20 protein-coding genes are annotated in these 17,097 nt (G+C 65.2%); 11 read left to right on the top strand and 9 right to left on the bottom strand.

The window, feature by feature from the left end; all coding sequences use genetic code 11:
- Positions 1-38: 38 nt before the first annotated feature.
- The 6 genes from CLU95_RS25830 (at position 39) to CLU95_RS25805 (ending at position 4,543) form a co-directional block, all read left to right on the top strand.
- Positions 39-1,847, top strand: a complete 1,809-nt coding sequence (locus CLU95_RS25830; RefSeq protein ID WP_099796228.1) for a PhoH family protein — start codon at positions 39-41, stop codon at positions 1,845-1,847.
- Between the two features lie 162 nt (positions 1,848-2,009).
- Positions 2,010-2,381 carry a VOC family protein gene (locus CLU95_RS25825; RefSeq protein ID WP_099796227.1) on the top strand — a complete coding sequence of 124 codons (372 nt, stop codon included), beginning with the start codon at positions 2,010-2,012 and terminating at the stop codon, positions 2,379-2,381.
- Positions 2,382-2,387: 6 nt separating this feature from the next.
- Positions 2,388-2,837, top strand: coding sequence for an EVE domain-containing protein (locus CLU95_RS25820; RefSeq protein ID WP_099796226.1), 450 nt, complete (start codon positions 2,388-2,390; stop codon positions 2,835-2,837).
- 43 nt (positions 2,838-2,880) lie between these two features.
- Positions 2,881-3,330, top strand: coding sequence for a GyrI-like domain-containing protein (locus CLU95_RS25815; protein WP_099796225.1), 450 nt, complete (start codon positions 2,881-2,883; stop codon positions 3,328-3,330).
- Entirely contained in the window at positions 3,327-3,794 is a 468-nt protein-coding gene (locus tag CLU95_RS25810) for an MGMT family protein (RefSeq protein WP_099796224.1), read from the top strand. Before CLU95_RS25815 ends, CLU95_RS25810 begins: the two co-directional genes overlap by 4 nt.
- Positions 3,794-4,543 (top strand): helix-turn-helix transcriptional regulator, encoded by a 750-nt coding sequence (locus tag CLU95_RS25805; protein WP_099796223.1) that lies wholly within the window; start codon positions 3,794-3,796, stop codon positions 4,541-4,543. Before CLU95_RS25810 ends, CLU95_RS25805 begins: the two co-directional genes overlap by 1 nt.
- 20 nt (positions 4,544-4,563) lie before the next feature.
- On the opposite strand, the gene dnaB is transcribed toward CLU95_RS25805, so the two are convergent.
- The 7 genes from dnaB to ppsA all read right to left on the bottom strand — a co-directional run bounded on the left by dnaB (position 4,564) and on the right by ppsA (position 10,807).
- Complete coding sequence (gene dnaB, locus CLU95_RS25800; RefSeq protein WP_099796222.1) at positions 4,564-5,970, bottom strand: replicative DNA helicase; 1,407 nt, start codon at positions 5,968-5,970, stop codon at positions 4,564-4,566.
- Positions 5,971-6,142: 172 nt separating this feature from the next.
- Complete coding sequence (rplI, locus tag CLU95_RS25795; protein ID WP_099796221.1) at positions 6,143-6,595, bottom strand: 50S ribosomal protein L9; 453 nt, start codon at positions 6,593-6,595, stop codon at positions 6,143-6,145.
- A gap of 15 nt (positions 6,596-6,610) precedes the next feature.
- A complete protein-coding gene (rpsR, locus tag CLU95_RS25790) occupies positions 6,611-6,892 on the bottom strand; it encodes a 30S ribosomal protein S18 (protein ID WP_007830781.1) in 282 nt (93 codons plus the stop codon).
- Between the two features lie 21 nt (positions 6,893-6,913).
- On the bottom strand, positions 6,914-7,228 hold the full coding sequence (priB, locus tag CLU95_RS25785; RefSeq protein WP_062473014.1) for a primosomal replication protein N: 315 nt from the start codon (positions 7,226-7,228) through the stop codon (positions 6,914-6,916).
- Between the two features lie 4 nt (positions 7,229-7,232).
- Positions 7,233-7,607: a 30S ribosomal protein S6 gene (gene rpsF / locus CLU95_RS25780; protein ID WP_062473016.1), complete on the bottom strand. Its 375-nt coding sequence runs from the start codon at positions 7,605-7,607 to the stop codon at positions 7,233-7,235.
- 116 nt (positions 7,608-7,723) lie between these two features.
- Positions 7,724-8,185 (bottom strand): hypothetical protein, encoded by a 462-nt coding sequence (locus CLU95_RS25775; RefSeq protein ID WP_099796220.1) that lies wholly within the window; start codon positions 8,183-8,185, stop codon positions 7,724-7,726.
- Between the two features lie 225 nt (positions 8,186-8,410).
- Positions 8,411-10,807: a phosphoenolpyruvate synthase gene (gene ppsA / locus CLU95_RS25770; RefSeq protein WP_099796219.1), complete on the bottom strand. Its 2,397-nt coding sequence runs from the start codon at positions 10,805-10,807 to the stop codon at positions 8,411-8,413.
- A 193-nt stretch (positions 10,808-11,000) separates the two neighbouring features.
- Here ppsA and ppsR point away from each other — a divergent pair, with 193 nt between their 5' ends.
- Positions 11,001-11,822, top strand: coding sequence for a posphoenolpyruvate synthetase regulatory kinase/phosphorylase PpsR (gene ppsR / locus CLU95_RS25765; protein WP_062473023.1), 822 nt, complete (start codon positions 11,001-11,003; stop codon positions 11,820-11,822).
- 81 nt (positions 11,823-11,903) lie between these two features.
- Here the strand turns inward: ppsR and ahpF are convergent, their stop codons facing one another.
- The gene (gene ahpF / locus CLU95_RS25760) at positions 11,904-13,460 is read right to left on the bottom strand and encodes an alkyl hydroperoxide reductase subunit F (protein ID WP_099796218.1); all 1,557 of its coding nucleotides are present in this window, start codon (positions 13,458-13,460) and stop codon (positions 11,904-11,906) included.
- Positions 13,461-13,548: 88 nt separating this feature from the next.
- Positions 13,549-14,112, bottom strand: a complete 564-nt coding sequence (ahpC, locus tag CLU95_RS25755; RefSeq protein ID WP_062473036.1) for an alkyl hydroperoxide reductase subunit C — start codon at positions 14,110-14,112, stop codon at positions 13,549-13,551.
- A gap of 259 nt (positions 14,113-14,371) precedes the next feature.
- Here ahpC and bfr point away from each other — a divergent pair, with 259 nt between their 5' ends.
- From bfr to CLU95_RS25735, 4 genes are all read left to right on the top strand, one after another.
- On the top strand, positions 14,372-14,848 hold the full coding sequence (gene bfr, locus CLU95_RS25750) for a bacterioferritin (protein WP_062473038.1): 477 nt from the start codon (positions 14,372-14,374) through the stop codon (positions 14,846-14,848).
- Between the two features lie 131 nt (positions 14,849-14,979).
- Positions 14,980-15,627, top strand: a complete 648-nt coding sequence (locus tag CLU95_RS25745) for a PepSY-associated TM helix domain-containing protein (protein WP_099796217.1) — start codon at positions 14,980-14,982, stop codon at positions 15,625-15,627.
- A 95-nt stretch (positions 15,628-15,722) separates the two neighbouring features.
- Entirely contained in the window at positions 15,723-16,223 is a 501-nt protein-coding gene (locus tag CLU95_RS25740) for a DUF2271 domain-containing protein (RefSeq protein ID WP_180288759.1), read from the top strand.
- 46 nt (positions 16,224-16,269) lie between these two features.
- Positions 16,270-17,079, top strand: a complete 810-nt coding sequence (locus CLU95_RS25735) for a DUF4198 domain-containing protein (RefSeq protein ID WP_099796215.1) — start codon at positions 16,270-16,272, stop codon at positions 17,077-17,079.
- Positions 17,080-17,097 lie beyond the last annotated feature (18 nt).

Genomic DNA, 17,097 nt, shown 5'->3' with positions numbered 1-17,097 from the left:
CCGGCCCTCCTCTTTCTTCCTTGCGAGCGACCTGACCCATGCCATTGCCTCCCGCCCCCACGAAACGCGCCGCATTGCTCTCGCCGGACGCGATCGACGCACCCGCCCGTCCCTCGCACAGAAACTCGCGCCGTTCCGGCGATTCGCGCGACGACGCCCCCGCCAAGAGCGGACCGCAGCCGTTGGAGCTGTTCGACAACCTCGGCACGGAAGGCGGCGGCGATGCACCGGCCGCGCGACCGGCACGCCGCTCGAAAACGAAGGCTGCGCCCGCCCCGGCGCCCATGTCCGCACCAGTACCGGTGAGCGCACCGCAGCAGCAACCACAACCCGCGATGGTGCAGGTCGAGACGCGCGTGCCCACGCCGCCGCCCGCCGCCGTCGCGCCGGTCGCGTCGCTCCACAGCCCGGCACGCCCCAAGCGCAAATCCACCGGCCCGGCCAAGCTGTTCGTGCTCGACACGAACGTGCTGTTGCACGACCCGATGTGCCTGTTCCGCTTCGAAGAGCACGACATCTTCCTGCCGATGATCGTGCTGGAAGAGCTCGACGGCCACAAGAAGGGCACGACCGAAGTCGCCCGCAACGGCCGCCAGACCAGCCGCACGCTCGATGCGTTGGCCGGTGCGCAGGACGCCGACATCGACAAAGGCCTGAAGCTCGACACCACCGGCCATCGCGAGGCCGGCGGCCGGCTGTTCTTCCAGACCGCGCCACTCGACTATTCGCTGCCGGTCAGCCTGCCCCAGGGCAAGGCCGACAACCAGATCCTGGGCGTGGTCCAGGCCCTGCGCGACGAATACGCGAAAGACCGCCCGGGCAAGGCGAAGCAGGAAGTGGTGCTGGTGTCGAAAGACATCAACATGCGCGTCAAGGCGCGCGCCCTGGGCCTGGCCACCGACGACTACCAGAACGACAAGACGCTGGAAGACGGCGACCTACTCTACGCCGGCTCGCTCGCACTGCCGCCCGACTTCTGGACGCGCCAGAGCAAGACGGTCGAAAGCTGGCAGAGCGGCAGCAACACGTTCTACCGAATCAGCGGTCCGATCGTGCCCAACCTGTACATCAACCAGTTCGTCTTCTTCGAGGCGCCCGGCGAGCCGAGCATGTACGCGCGCGTCACCGAGATCCGCGACAAGACCGCCGTGCTCAAGACGCTCAAGGACTACAGCTCGGGCAAGAACGCGGTGTGGGGCGTGAACACGCGCAACCGCGAGCAGAACTTCGCGATGAACCTGCTGATGGACCCCGAGATCGACTTCGTCACGCTGACCGGCACTGCCGGCACCGGCAAGACCCTGATGGCGCTGGCCTCCGGCCTCACCCAGGTGCTCGACGACCGCCGCTACACCGAGATCATCATGACCCGCGCGACGGTGAGCGTCGGTGAAGACATCGGCTTCCTGCCCGGCACCGAAGAAGAGAAGATGGGCCCCTGGATGGGTGCGCTGGACGACAACCTCGAGTTCCTGGCCAAGGGCGACGGCGGTGGTGCCGGCGAGTGGGGCCGCGCGGCCACCAACGAGCTGATCCGCAGCCGCATCAAGGTCAAGAGCATGAACTTCATGCGCGGACGCACCTTCCTGAACAAGTACGTGATCATCGACGAGGCGCAGAACCTCACGCCCAAGCAGATGAAGACGCTGATCACCCGCGCCGGCCCCGGCACGAAGATCATCTGCATGGGCAACCTCGCGCAGATCGACACGCCCTACCTCACCGAAGGTTCGTCGGGCCTGACCTTCGCGGTCGACAAGTTCAAGGGCTGGCCGCACGGCGGGCACATCACGCTGGCGCGCGGCGAACGCTCGCGACTGGCGGATTTCGCGAGCGACGTGCTCTAAGTTCGTCGGCCCCGGCCGACCCGAGCCCGCGCATGCTCCCGGAGCATCGCGGGCTTTTTTTCGTCCGTCATGACAGGCTACTGACAAGACGTTGTCAGGAGGCGGCTCGCACCATCCAGGCTCCCTCCAACGCAACAACGAACGAAAGAAAGCGAGCACTTCATGACCACCCACGCCATCACCTGGTTCGAGATTCCCGTCGCCAATCTGGACCGCGCCCAGGCCTTCTACGAAACCGTGCTCGCGCGCAAGCTGCGCCGCGAGGACTTCGGCGGCAACCCCTTGGCCGTGTTCCCCTACGACGACCCCGCCACCGGCGGCGCGCTGAAGCCCGGCGCCAACACCAGCGCGCAGGCCGGCAGCGGCATCCGCATCTACCTGGACTGCACCGGCATCGATACCGTGCTCTCGCGCGTCGAGGCGGCCGGCGGGCAGATCGTGGCGCCCAAGTCGGCGCTGCCGCCGGGCATGGGCTTCATCGCCCACCTGCGCGACACCGAAGGCAACGAAGTCGGCCTGCACGCCCCGGCCTGACACGCCATGGCACAGCGCAACTGGATTGCGGTCGCCAGCGCCGAGCATGCCCGGCGCGGCCGGGACCACCGGCCGCTCGGGTTCATGCAGGTGGGCCACGGCAAGCTCGCACCGCTCAAGCGCGTGGCAGCGGGCGACCGCGTGGCCTACTATTCGCCGGCCACGGTGTTCGGCGGCACGGACAAGCTGCAAAGCTTCGTGTCGCTCGGCATCGTCCAGCCTGGCGACCCGTACGAGTTCGACATGGGCAACGGCTTCGTCCCGTGGCGTCGCGACGTGGCCTATGTCGCCGCGCACGAGGCGCCCATCGCCCCGTTGATCGAACGCCTCGCCTTCATCGAAACCCCGAAGCAATGGGGCTACAAATTCCGCTTCGGCCTGTTCGACATCACCGACATCGACATGAAACTGATCGCGCAGACGATGAAGGCCGAACCGAAGGCGCTCCTGTTTTGAGCGCCTTCGCCCTCCTCATCCGACACCTCCGGAGAAACAACGCATGGACCCCATCCGCCAACACCAAGACGCCTTCCGGGTCTCCGGCCTCACGGCACGCACGACCAACCGTGAAGAGAACGACCCCGCCACCGCCCGCATCGGCGCACTGTGGAACCGCTTCTTCGGCGAGCAGACCTACGACGCGACGCCGTACCGCACCGGCGATACGCGCATCTTCAGCATTTACTCCGTCTACGAATCGGATGCGCACGGCGCCTTCGACGTGACGGCCGGCGTGGCCGTTTCGGATGGCGCGGACAGCGTCGCCATCGAAGCAGGCAATTACCTCGTCTTCACCGGCCGCGGCGACATGCCGCAGATGGTGATCGCCACCTGGCAGCGCATCTGGCAGTATTTCGAGGCGCACCCGGAAATCGTTCGCCGCTACCGCAGCGATTTCGAAGCCTACGAGGGGCCGGACGCAGTGGCGATCCATATCGGAGTCTCATGAGCACACGCAAGGGCTGGCGCGACAGGCTGGCCGGCTACCCGAACCTGCCGAACGTGAAGGCCATTCCCCCGGCCATGCGCGCGCGGCACGGCGAGGGCACCATCGCCACGCCCTCGCCCGCCGAAGTCGAGGACGCGATGCGCGGCGTGCCCGAAGGCCGGCTCACGACCGTGCTCGGCATCGGCGAAGAGATCGCGGCGCGGCATCGCGCGACCATCGGCTGCACCGTGACCACTGCCATCTTTGCCCACATGGTGGCCCATGCCACCGAGGAAGCCACGACCGATACCGAGCGCACGCCTTACTGGCGCACGCTCAAGATCGGCGGCGAACTCAATCCCAAATACCCGGGCAGCATCGAGGCCCAGATGTCGCGCCTCGAGACCGAAGGCCACACGGTGGTCCAGCGCGGCAAGCGCTACTTTGTCGAGGACTTCGCCAGAAAACTCGTCGGTACGCGTTGATGCGCCGCGCCGACCGCCTCTTCCAGCTCGTGCAGCTCATCCGCGGCCGCCGGCTCACCACGGCCGCCTTTTTGGCGCAGCGCCTGGAGGTGTCGGAGCGCACGGTGTACCGCGACGTGGCCGACCTGCAGCACCAGGGCGTGCCCATCGAAGGCGAGGCCGGCGTCGGCTACCGGCTGGGCGCGGGCTTCGAGCTGCCGCCCTTGATGTTCACGCAAGACGAGGCATCGGCACTCGTGGCCGCCGCGCGCATGACCCAGAGCTGGGTCGATCCGGCGATGGCGCGCAACATCGAAACGGGCCTTGGAAAGATCCTGTCGGTGCTGCCGCCGGCGGCGCGCGTGTCGGCCGAGGCGCTGGCGCTGTATGCGCCCGCGCTCGGTCTCGACGACGCTTTGCGCACCCGGCTGCAAACGCTGCGCGAGGCCGTGCAGGCTCACCAGAAGCTGCGGCTGCACTACCGCGACGTCTCGGGCGATGCCAGCGAGCGCACGGTGCGGCCGCTGGGCTGCTTCTATTGGGGCAAGGTCTGGACGCTCTCGACGTGGTGCGAGCTGCGCAACGATTTCCGCGGCTTCCGGGTCGACCGCATGGAGGCCGTGGAGGTGCTCGACACGCGCTTCCGGGACGAACCCGGCAAGACGCTGGCCGACCTGCTGCGGCAGGTGAAGGCCGAGGCGGCGCGGCACAAGGAGTGGGCGCAGAAGCCGCCGGCTTCGACGCCCGAGCCCGGCAGCGACGCCGGCTGACGACCTGCCGCGCGGGCCGGTCAGTACTCGTCGTTGTTGCTGTAGCCGACCAGGTTCTCGAACTTGGTGATCGGCTTCAGGAAGGCCAGCTTCACCGTGCCGGTCGGGCCGTTACGGTGCTTGCTGATGATCACCTCGGCCACGCCCGGCTCCTTCGACTCTTTGTTGTAGTAGTCGTCGCGGTAGATGAACATGATGATGTCCGCGTCCTGCTCGATGGCGCCGGATTCGCGCAAGTCGCTCATCATGGGACGCTTGTCGGTTCGCGCTTCCACGCCGCGGCTGAGCTGCGACAGCGCGATCACCGGGCACTTCAGTTCCTTGGCCAGCATCTTCAGGCCGCGCGAGATTTCGCCCACGGCCGTGGCGCGGTTCTCGTCGCCCGAACTGCTGGTCGACATGAGCTGCAGGTAGTCGACCACGATCAGGCCGAGGCGCCCGTACTGGCGCGCCAGCCGGCGCGCATTGGCGCGCAGCTCGCTGGACGAAAGACCCGGCGTCTCGTCGATGTGCAGCGACACCGTGCGCAGCTTCTCGATCGCTTCGGTCAGGCGCGGCCACTCTTCGTCGCTGAGCTTGCCGGTGCGCAGGTGGCCCTGGTCGATGCGGCCGATGGAGCCCACGATACGCACCGCCAGCTGGGCGGCGCCCATTTCCATCGAGAACACCGCCACCGGCAGCCCCTCTTCGAGCGCCACGTGCTCGGCGATGTTGATCGCGAGCGAGGTCTTGCCCATCGACGGACGCGCGGCCAGCACGATCATGTCGCCCGGCTGCAGGCCCGAGGTCATCTTGTCGAAGTCGTGGAAGCCCGTGCGCACGCCCGTGATGTCGTTCGGGTTCTCGGCCATCTCGGTCACGCGGTCGAGCAGCTCGACCACCAGGGCATCCATGCTCTGGAAGCCCTGCTTCATCCGCGTGCCTTCTTCGCCGATGTTGAAGATCTTCTGCTCGGCTTCGTCCAGGATCTTGTCGACCGCCTTGCCCTGCGGATTGAAGGCGTTGGTCGCGATCTCGTCGGCGGCGGACACCAGCTTGCGCAGGATGGAGCGCTCGCGCACGATCTCGGCGTAGCGCCGGATGTTGCTCGCGCTCGGCACGTACTGCGCGAGCGAGTTCAGGTAGACCAGCCCGCCGATGTCGTCGGCCTTGCCGAGGTTCTGCAGCTGCTCGAAGACCGTGATCACGTCGGCCGGCTTGCTGGCATTGATCAGCCCGCCGATGGCTGCGTAGATCAGCTTGTGTTCGTGACGGTAGAAGTCGCCGTCGACCAGCAGGTCGCCCATGCGATCCCAGGCGCCGTTGTCCAGCAGCAAGCCCCCCAGCACGCTGGATTCGGCCTCGATGGAATGAGGCGGAATGCGCAGTTGCGCGATCTGGCGGTCGGCCGACGAATCATTGTCGGCATAGGAGAAAACGGCGGACATGGACTTCCCTTGCAACCCTGCATGCTAAGCCGCGCAGAGCGCAGCGTGTGTGGACAAGGTTGTTAATAAACAGTGAACTTCCGGTGCGGCGAGGTGGACAACTCGTGCGCAGAAAAGAAAAAGCCGCCCGAAGGCGGCTTTCTTGCGTCAGCGCACGGGGCGCTGCAAACGATCAGGCGGTTTCGCCGTAGACCGTGACGGTGATCTCGACGACCACGTCGGTGTGCAGCGAGACGCTCACGGTGTTGTCGCCAACCACCTTGATCGGGCCGTTGGGCAGACGCACTTGCGACTTGGCAACCTTGTAGCCTTGCTTGTTCAGCTCTTCGGCGATGTCGCCGTTGGTGACCGAACCGAACAGACGGCCGTCCACGCCAGCCTTTTGGGTCAGCTTGACGGTCGAGCCGGCGAGCTTTTCGCCCTGGGCTTGCGACTCGGCCAGCTTGACGGCGGCAGCCTTTTCGAGTTCGACGCGCTTGGCTTCGAATTCGGCCTTGTTGGCAGCGGTGGCGCGACGGGCGCGGCCCGAGGGGATCAGGAAGTTGCGTGCGTAGCCGTCCTTGACCTTGACGATGTCGCCCAGGCCGCCGACGTTCAGAACCTTGTCCAGAAGAATGATTTGCATGGTGTGTGCTCCTTCTTAGACGCGGTGCTGGTCGCTGTACGGCACCATGGCCAGGAAGCGCGCGCGCTTGATGGCGGTGTTCAGCTGACGCTGGTAGATCGCGCGCGTGCCGGTCAGGCGTGCGGGGATGATCTTGCCGTTTTCGCTGATGAAGTCACGCAGCGTGTCGATGTCCTTGTAGTCGATTTCTTCGACGCCAGCGACGGTGAAACGGCAGAAGCGCTTGCGCTTGAACAGCAGCGACTGGGTGTTGCGCTTCGGGCGCTTGTCTTTGTTGAATTTCTTGAACGTGGCCATTGGGGGACCTCTTGTCGAAAATTAATCTTGCTGAAAATCCTGGATGTGCAGGACCGGATGCTTGCCGTTGCCCGGTGTCGCGAGAAACCCCTGGAATCGCCAGAGACTTCCCATCGACTGCGCTGCGAGTCGCTCGGCGATGGCGCCGAACGCAACGGCTTTAAGGGCCGTCTTCACCTGCCGGGGCTTCCCCGCCTCCTGGAGCGTCGACTCATGGTCGAGCTTCAGATCGAGGGCGGGAAGGCCGGCTGGCGTGTATCGCAGGGTTCCGAGTTCGGCGACAGAGGCGGTCAGCAGAAGCTGGTTGACCCCGGTCGCCGCAGCGGCAGCCGTCACGCCATCAGTTGTTGTTGGCGGCGTATTCGGCCTGCTGGGCCTTGCGGGCCTCTTCGCGCTCGACCGTCTTCATCATCGACGAAGGACCGGTGTCGGCCTTCTTCTTCTGAACGGTCAGGTGACGCAGCACGGCATCGTTGAACTTGAACGCGTGTTCCAGTTCACCCATCACGGCTTGTTCAGCTTCGATGTTGACGCACAGGTAGTGGGCCTTGTTGAGCTTGTTGATCTGGTAAGCCAGCTGACGGCGGCCCCAGTCTTCAACGCGGTGGACCTTGCCGCCGCCGGCCGTGATCAGGCCCTTGTAACGCTCCAGCATGGCCGGAACTTGTTCGCTCTGATCCGGGTGGATGAGCAAGATGATTTCGTAGTGACGCATGGCACTCCTTGTGGATTCTTCCGTGGAAGAGGAAAAGCCATCCGCAGCGTCGGGCGCGGTATGGCAAGGCAAAGCCGGCGATTATAGCCCTGTCTTGCGCAATCCGGCAAGGCAGCTCAGTCGTTGAGGGCCTTGTCGAGGGCGGCGGCCTTCTCCGTGCCCACGGCGGCGCGGATCTTGGGCGCCAGCGCCAGGAGGTCTTCGTAGCTGGTCGTGCCCTCGACCTGGAGGTTGAGCCGGAAGCCCATCAGACCCAGGCTGCCGGTCAGCTGGGTGGCGATCGGGTACGCATCCTTGTAGCGCTGCTGCCGACTGCGGCCAGAGGAAGATGCAGCAGGCGCCGGGGCCGCCGCCACGGCTGCGGGCGCCGCAGCCGGCTGGCCGTCCAAGGGCGCCAGCAGGCCCAACGCGACCATCTGCTCGACCTCTTCGCGCCCGATGCCCAGGCCCGAGCCCAGCACGTCGTCGATCGAGCGTTTGCCGTCGAACTGGATGAACGCCGAGCGCTGGCGCGGCGTCAACGGCACCGAGCGGTCCTTGAGGACCTGCTGTCCGGCTTCCGTCTTGACAAGAATCATGGGGGTCTCCGGCGAAGTGCTGACACGGGCCCTGATGGGCCGGCGTCGCCTCAGGCAGGCAACCGGGGTGCGCCGCCTGCGAATGTCACGAGTCTGACACCGGAAACGCACTTTGTTTCATTTGCACGGGCGGGCACGGGGGAATCCCCGATGGGGATTTCCGCCATTCGCCGCGTTGCATCACGCGGCGGCGCATGCCTTGGGGCATGCCCGCCGCGCGCGGGCTCAGCCTCGCTGGGCCAGTTGCTGCCAGGTGTCGATCACGCTGTCAGGGTTCAGCGAAATCGATTCGATGCCCTGCTCCGCCAGCCACAGCGCGAAGTCCGGGTGGTCGCTGGGGCCCTGGCCGCAGATACCGACGTACTTGCCCTGGTCCTTGCAGGCCTTGATGACGCGGCTCAGCAGCGCCTTGATGGCCGGGTCGCGCTCGTCGAAGTCGGCCGCCAGCAGCTCGAGGCCGGAGTCGCGGTCCAGGCCCAGCGTGAGCTGGGTCAGGTCATTCGAACCGATCGAGAAGCCGTCGAAGAACTTCAGGAACTCTTCCGGCAGCACGGCATTGCTCGGCACCTCGCACATCATGATCAGCTTGAGCGTGTTTTCGCCGCGCTTCAGGCCGTGCTCGCCCAGCAGCGTGGTCACGCGTTCGGCCTGGCCCAGGGTGCGCACGAAGGGCACCATGATCTGCACGTTGGTCAGACCCATGTCGTTGCGCACGCGCTTGAGCGCCTCGCACTCCATGGCGAAGGCCTCGCCGAAGTCGGCGCTCAGGTAGCGCGCGGCGCCGCGGAAGCCCAGCATCGGGTTTTCTTCCTCGGGCTCGTAGCGGCTGCCGCCGATCAGCTTGCGGTACTCGTTCGACTTGAAATCCGAGAGGCGCACGATGACGGGCTTGGGCCAGAACGCAGCGGCGATGGTTGCGACGCCTTCGGTCACCTTGTCGACGTAGAACGCACGCGGCGAGGCATGGCCGCGGGCCACCGACTCGACGGCCTTCTTCAGGTCGTTATCGACGTTCGGGTAGTCGAGGATCGCCTTCGGATGCACGCCGATGTTGTTGTTGATGATGAACTCGAGGCGGGCCAGGCCCACGCCGTGGTTCGGCAGCTGCGCGAAGTCGAAGGCGAGCTGGGGATTGCCCACGTTCATCATGATCTTCAGGTCGATCTCGGGCATCACGCCGCGCTGCACTTCGGTGACTTCGGTCTCGAGCAGGCCGTCGTAGATGAAGCCGGTGTCGCCCTCGGCGCAGCTCACGGTGACGAGCGTGCCGTCCTTGAGCAGGTCGGTGGCGTCGCCGCAGCCGACCACGGCCGGAATGCCAAGTTCGCGCGCAATGATGGCCGCGTGGCAGGTGCGCCCGCCGCGGTTGGTGACGATGGCGGCAGCGCGCTTCATCACCGGCTCCCAGTTGGGGTCGGTCATGTCGGTGACGAGCACGTCGCCGGCCTGCACCTGGTCCATCTCGCTGATGTTGTGCACGATGCGCACGGCACCGGTGCCGATCTTCTGGCCGATGGCACGGCCTTCGGCCAGCACGGCGCCCTTGCCCAGCAGCTTGTAGCGCTGCTCGGCCTTGCCCTGCTGCTGGCTCTTCACCGTTTCGGGACGCGCCTGCAGGATGTAGAGGTGGCCGTCGGTGCCGTCCTTGCCCCACTCGATGTCCATCGGGCGGCCGTAGTGCTCTTCGATCACCAGCGCATAGCGGGCCAGTTGCTCGACGTCGGCGTCGCTCAGCGAGTAGCGGTTGCGCTGCTCGGCCTTGACGTCGGTGGTCTTGACCAGCTTGCCGCTCGCCTTCTTCTCTTCAGGCGTGGCGAACTCCATCTGGATCAGCTTGGAGCCGAGGTTGCGGCGAATGACGGCCTTCTTGCCGGCCTTGAGGGTCGGCTTGTGCACGTAGAACTCGTCGGGGTTCACCGAGCCCTGCACCACCGTCTCACCCAGGCCGTAGCTCGAGGTGATGAACACGACCTGGTCGAAGCCCGACTCGGTGTCGATGGTGAACATCACGCCGGCGGCGCCGAGGTCGGAGCGCACCATGCGCTGCACGCCGGCCGACAGCGCGACCACGTCGTGCTCGAAGCCCTTGTGCACGCGGTAGCTGATGGCACGGTCGTTGTAGAGGGAGGCGAACACCTCCTTCATCTTGTGCAGCACGTCGTCGATGCCGACCACGTTCAGGAAGGTTTCCTGCTGACCGGCGAACGAGGCGTCGGGCAGGTCTTCGGCGGTGGCCGAGGAACGCACGGCGAACGAGGCGGACGGGTTGCCGGCGCTCAGCGTGGCAAAGGCCTCGCCGATGGCTTTCTGCAGGTCGGCCGGGAACGGCTGGGCCTCGACCATGGCGCGGATCTCAGCGCCGGCCGTGGCCAGGGCGCGCACGTCTTCGGTGTCCAGCGCGGCCAGGCGCTTGCTGATCTTGTCGGCCAAGCCGTCATGCGCCAGGAACTGGCGGAACGCGTGGGCCGTGGTCGCAAAACCGGTCGGCACGCGCACGCCCTGGGGCAGCTGCGAGATCATTTCGCCGAGGCTGGCGTTCTTGCCGCCAACCGACTCGACGTCGGTCATCCTCAGGTTTTCAAATGGCACGACCAGTGCGGTCGCCTCGAAAAGTGCAGACATGGGGAAGCTCCAGAAGTTGAAACCGGCGCTGCATGCAGACGGCGCAGCACGATCGTTGTCGTTGCTTTGGGTGCGGTCGCGGTGTGCATGGAAAGAATTCGAGGGGGTGGGGAAAGCGGATTCCCGATAATGGCCCGGATTGTAGGCGTGGCAGGTCGCGCGCGCCGCAGGACTCCGCCGCAAAAGCAACACCATGCATACACGCACTGTTTTCTTCGTCTCCGACGGCACCGGCATCACCGCCGAAACCTTCGGCAACGCCGTTCTGGCCCAGTTCGAGATGAAGCCGCGCCACGTGCGGCTGCCGTTCACCGACACAGTCGACAAGGCGCACCAGGCGGTGCGGCAGATCAACCACACAGCCGAGGTCGAGGGCGTTCGGCCCATCGTCTTCACCACGCTGGCCAACATGGACGTGCTGGGCGTGATCGAAACCGGCTGCAAGGGCATGCTGCTCGACATGTTCGGCACCTTCGTGCGGCCGCTCGAAATCGAGCTGGCCATGAAGTCGAACCATCGCATCGGCCGTTTCAGCGACGTGAGCAAGAGCAAGGCCTACAACGACCGCATCGCGGCCATCGACTTCAGCCTGCAGCACGACGACGGCCAGAGCCACCGCGACCTCGAAGGCGCCGACGTGATCCTGGTCGGCGTGAGCCGCAGCGGCAAGACGCCCACCTCGCTCTATCTGGCGATGCAGCACGGCCTGAAGGCGGCGAACTACCCGCTGATTCCCGAAGACTTCGACCGCCGCCAGCTCCCGCCCGCGCTGAGCCCGCACCGCAAGAAGATCTTCGGCCTGACGATCCAGCCCGAGCGGCTGAGCGAGATCCGCAACGAGCGCCGCCCCAACTCGCGCTACGCCAGCCTCGAGAACTGCCGCCACGAAATCAGCGAAGCCGAGGCCATGATGCGGCGCGCCGGCATCCGCTGGCTGTCGACCACCACCAAGTCGATCGAGGAAATCGCCACCACGATCCTGCAAGAGCTGCGGCCTGAGCGGCTGGTCTACTGATCCGCCTCACCCGTCACGCACGAGAAAAAGGGGTGCCATCTGCTCGATGGCACCCCTTTTCTTTCAGCGCTCCCCCGGGGCTCAGGCCGGCGCCGTCGAGCGGATCAGGTGGTCGAATGCGCCGAGCGCCGCCTTCGCGCCGTCGCCGGCCGCGATGATGATCTGCTTGAACGGCACCGTGGTGACGTCGCCCGCCGCGAACACGCCGGGCACCGAGGTCTGGCCACGCGCATCGACAACGATCTCGCCGTGCTTCGTGAGCTCGACCGTGCCCTTGAGCCAGTCGGTGTTGGGCACGAGGCCGATCTGGATGAACACGCCTTCGAGTTCGACCTTCTTCAGTTCGCCCGTCGCGCGGTCCTTGTAGACCAGGCCGTTGACCTTCTGGTCGCCGGTGATCTCGGTGGTCTGCGCGTTGGTGAAAATGTCGACGTTCTTCAGGCTCTTGAGCTTGCGCTGCAGCACGGCATCGGCGCGCAGTTGCGTGTCGAATTCGATCAGCGTGACGTGGCCGACGATGCCGGCGAGGTCGATGGCGGCCTCGACACCCGAGTTGCCGCCGCCGATGACGGCGACGCGCTTGCCCTTGAACAGCGGGCCATCGCAGTGCGGGCAGTAGGCCACGCCCTTGTTCTTGAACTCATGCTCGCCCGGCACGTTGATGTTGCGCCAGCGGGCACCGGTCGAGATGATGACGGTCTTGCTCTTGAGCGACGCGCCGCTTTCGAGTTGCACCTCGATGAGGTCGTTGCCCGGCACCAGCGCCTTGGCGCGCTGCAGATTCATGATGTCGACGTCGTAGTCGCGCACATGCTCTTCGAGGGCGTGGGCGAACTTCGGTCCTTCGGTTTCCTTGATCGAGATGAAGTTCTCGATGCCCAGCGTGTCGAGCACCTGGCCGCCGAAGCGCTCCGAGGCGACACCCGTGCGGATGCCCTTGCGTGCGGCGTACACCGCAGCGGCGGCGCCGGCGGGGCCGCCGCCGACGATCAGCACGTCGAACGCGTCCTTGGCGGCGATCTGGGCGGCTTCGCGCTCGACGCCGCTGGTGTCGATCTTGGCGAGGATTTCTTCCAGGCTCATGCGGCCCTGGCCGAACTCGGTGCCGTTCAGGAACACGGTCGGCACGGCCATGATCTGGCGTTCCTTGACCTCATCCTGGAAGGTGCCGCCCTCGATCATCGTGGTGCGGATGCGCGGGTTCTGGATGGCCATCAGGTTCAGCGCCTGGACCACGTCGGGGCAGTTGTGGCAGGTGAGCGAGACGTAGATCTCGAACTCGAAGTCGCCGTCGAGCGCCTTGATCTGGTCGAGCACGGCCTGCTCGACCTTGGGTGGGTAGCCGCCGATCTGCAGCAGCGCAAGGATCAGCGATGTGAATTCATGGCCCATCGGCAGGCCGGCAAAGCGCGGGCCGTGGTTTTCGCTCGGGCGATTGACCGAGAACGAGGGCTTGCGGTGGTTGTCGTCGCGGCTTTCGGTCAGCGTGACCAGCGGCGAGACTTCGGCAACGTCCTTCAGCAGTGACAGCATTTCGCCCGAAGCCTTGCTGTCATCGAGCGAGGCAACGATCTCGATCGGCTGCGTGGCGCGTTCGAGGTAACTTTTCAATTGGGCTTTGGTGCTGGCGTCAAGCATGAGGGACTCACTTTCGATATCTGAAAACTATCAACTGGGGACAAAAAAGCCCGGGGCTTCGTGAGCGCCCGGGCTTTGCGCGGGGCGCTTAGATCTTGCCGACGAGGTCGAACGACGGAGCGATGGTCTTGTCGCCGTCATTCCACTTGGCCGGGCAGACTTCGTTCGGGTGCTCGGCGGTGTAGACAGCTGCCTTCAGCTTGCGCAGGGTTTCCTTGACGTCGCGGGCGATTTCGTTGGAGTGCACTTCGGCGGTCTTGATGATGCCGTCGGGGTTGATCACGAAGGTGCCGCGCAGTGCCAGGCCTTCTTCGGGGATGTGCACGCCGAACGCGTTGGTCAGCGTGTGGGTCGGGTCGCCCACCAGGGGGAACTTGGCCTTGCCGACAGCCGGCGACGTGTCGTGCCAGACCTTGTGCGAGAAGTGCGTGTCGGTGGTCACGATGTAGACCTCGGCACCCAGCTTCTGGAACTCGGGGTAGTGGTCGGCCGCGTCTTCGACTTCGGTCGGGCAATTGAAGGTGAAGGCCGCCGGCATGAAGATCAGCACAGACCACTTGCCCTTGAGCGTCTCGTCGGACACATCGATGAACTTGCCATTGAGGTAAGCCTGGGTCTTGAAGGGTTGGACTGCGGTGTTGATCAGGGACATGTGATTCCTTGGATGCTGCGGTTGGAAAGAAAAGTGCGAGCCATGAGTATAACTACCAATACGTAGTTTTTGATAGATATCAACTATTGAAAGTATTGGAACCCCCTATGTTTGCCATCGCCTCGCGCATCGCCTTGCGCCAGGTCAATACGAACGTGTATCACCATCACACGCATGCAGACCGGCGCAGCATGGGTTTGCTTGCAAGTGCGTGTTCGCCCCTCCGACAATCACCGCTTTCAGAACAAGGAAAAGAATCATGAAGGGCGACCCCAAAGTCATCGAACACCTGCAGGCGCAGCTCAAGAACGAGCTGACTGCGATCAACCAGTACTTCCTCCACTACCGCATGCTCAAGCACTGGGGCCTGGACAAGCTGGCAAAGAAGGAATACGAAGAATCCATCGGCGAGATGAAGCACGCCGACAAGCTCATGGACCGCATCTTCATGCTCGACGGCCTGCCCAACCTGCAGGACCTGGGCAAGCTGAACATCGGCGAAGACGTGCCCGAGCTGCTGCGCTGCGACCTCGGCGCCGAAACCGGCGCGCAAGCGACCATCAAGGACGGCATCGCGCATTGCGAATCGGTGCGCGACTATGTCTCGCGCGACCTGCTGCAAGAGATCCTGGACGACACCGAGGAGCACATCGACTTCCTCGAGACGCAGATCGACCTGATCGACCGCGTCGGCCTGCAGAACTACCTGCAGTTGCAGGTGGGCGAGCTCGAGTAAGCACAACGCAGCGCCGCCACGGCATTGCAAACAAACGGGGCTTCGGTCCCGTTTTTTATTGCTCTTTACTTAACTTTATCCTCACTGAATAGCAGTCATTCTCATCTGCGCGAATACAATTCGCGCTTTCGATGACTGCCCCCGCCCGTTCCGACAACCGCCGCCGCGCCTATTGGCTCAAGACCCTCCACGAGTGGCATTGGGTCAGTTCTGCCATCTGTCTTGTCGGGATGATTCTGTTCAGCGTCACGGGCTTCACGCTCAACCACGCGGGCCAGATCGAGGCCAAGCCGGTGGTCACCACGCACAACGGCACCGTCGACGACGCGCTGCGCGCCCGCCTCGAACAACAGCTGCCGGCCGCCAAGGCCCAGCAGGGCAAGGCCCCGCTCCCCGCAGACCTGCAAGCCTGGCTGCGCAAGCAGTGGGACATCGACACCGCCGCCCGCGAGGCCGAGTGGTCCGACGACGAAATCTACCTCTCGCTCCCTCGCCCCGGCGGCGACGCCTGGCTGCGCCTGAGCCTGCCTGAAGGCGAGGTCGAATACGAGCGCACCGACCGAGGCTGGCTCTCCTATTTCAACGACCTGCACAAGGGCCGCAACACCGGCACGGCCTGGAGCTGGTTCATCGACATCTTCGCGGCCGCCACGCTGGTCTTCTCGGTCACCGGGCTGTTCATTCTCAAGATGCATGCAGGCAACCGCCCCTTCACTTGGCCCATGGTGGGCATGGGGCTGGTGGTGCCCGTGCTGCTCGCGCTGCTGTTCATTCACTGACCGATTCGATAGCTGGATCAGTCGGCACGTTGTTTTTGTTGATTCAGGAAAAGAGGTTTCCCGTGCACCTTCGCTACTCGCTCGCACCGATCGCCATGTCAGCGCTGTTCGCGGCTCCGGCCATTGCCGCCGGCCTGTCGGTCAACATCGAGATCCCCCGGCTCAACGTGTCGGAGTACCACCGTCCCTACGTGGCGACCTGGATCGAGCGCGCCGACAGCACGATGGCCGGCACGCTGGCCGTCTGGTACGACGTGCGCACCAAGACCAACAACCCCGAAGGCGAAGGCACCAAGTGGCTCAAGGACATGCGCCAGTGGTGGCGCCGCGGCGGCCGTGAACTGGCCGTGCCGGTCGACGGCGTGACCGGCGCCTCCAAGCCCGCAGGCAAGCACCAGCTGAGCTTCACCGAAGGCTCGGGCGCCATGCCGAAGCTCGCCCCCGGCGCCTACAAACTGGTGGTGGAAGCCGCCCGTGAAGTCGGCGGCCGCGAAGTCGTGACCATCCCGTTCCAGTGGCCGCCCACCGCGGCTGCGCAACCGGTCGTGGCCGGCAAGGAAGAGCTCGGCGAGATCAAGCTCGAACTCAAGCCCTGAACATCGCCTCCACACACCCGCCTGCCCTCTCATTCCAAGGACCCCCATGACCCGCTTCACCCTGCGCGCCGCCGGCCTCGCCCTCGCCCTTTCGGCCGTTGCTTCCGTGACCCAGGCGCACAACGCCTGGCTGCTGCCCTCGACCACCGTACTGTCGAAGGCCGACACCGTGAGCGTCGACGCCGCCGTGTCGAACGACCTGTTCGTTGCCAACCACGCGCCGCTGCGCCTGGAGGGCCTGCAGATCACCGCCCCCGACGGCAGCGCAGTGAAGCCCGAATCCGAAGCCAAGCTCAAGCTGCGCAACGTGTTCGACGTGAACGTCGCACAGCCGGGCACGTACCGCATCGCGGTGGTCAACAACGGCGCGTTCGCCGCCTGGAAGGACAAGGCCACGGGCCAGAACAAGCGCGCCCGCGGCACCGCCGAGACCATCGGCAAGGAAATCCCGGCCGACGCGCAGGACGTGACGATCACGCAATCGGCCGGCCGCATCGAGACCTTCGTGACCGTCGGCAAGCCCTCGGCGCTCAAGCCCATCGGCCAGGGCCTGGAACTGATCTCGGCCGGCAGCCCGACCGACCTCGCCAAGGGCGAGAAGGCCACCTTCACGCTGCACCTGGACGGCAAGCCCGCCAAGGACCTCGAAGTGACGGTGACCGCCGGCAACACCCAGTACCGCGACAAGCTCGAAGAGCTCAAGCTCAAGACCGACGACAAGGGCCAGTTCAGCGTGACCTGGCCGAGCGCCGGCATGTACTGGCTCGACGCCAGCACCAAGGACAGCAAGACCACCGTGCCGCAAGCCAAGGAACGCCGCCTGAGCTACGCGGCCACCCTGGAAGTGATGCCCTGACCCTGCCGCCTGTACCGG

The sequence above is a fragment of the Variovorax sp. 54 genome (assembly GCF_002754375.1).
Classification (GTDB): Bacteria; Pseudomonadota; Gammaproteobacteria; order Burkholderiales; family Burkholderiaceae_C; genus Variovorax.
This window is presented reverse-complemented; position numbering and strand designations above follow the sequence as displayed.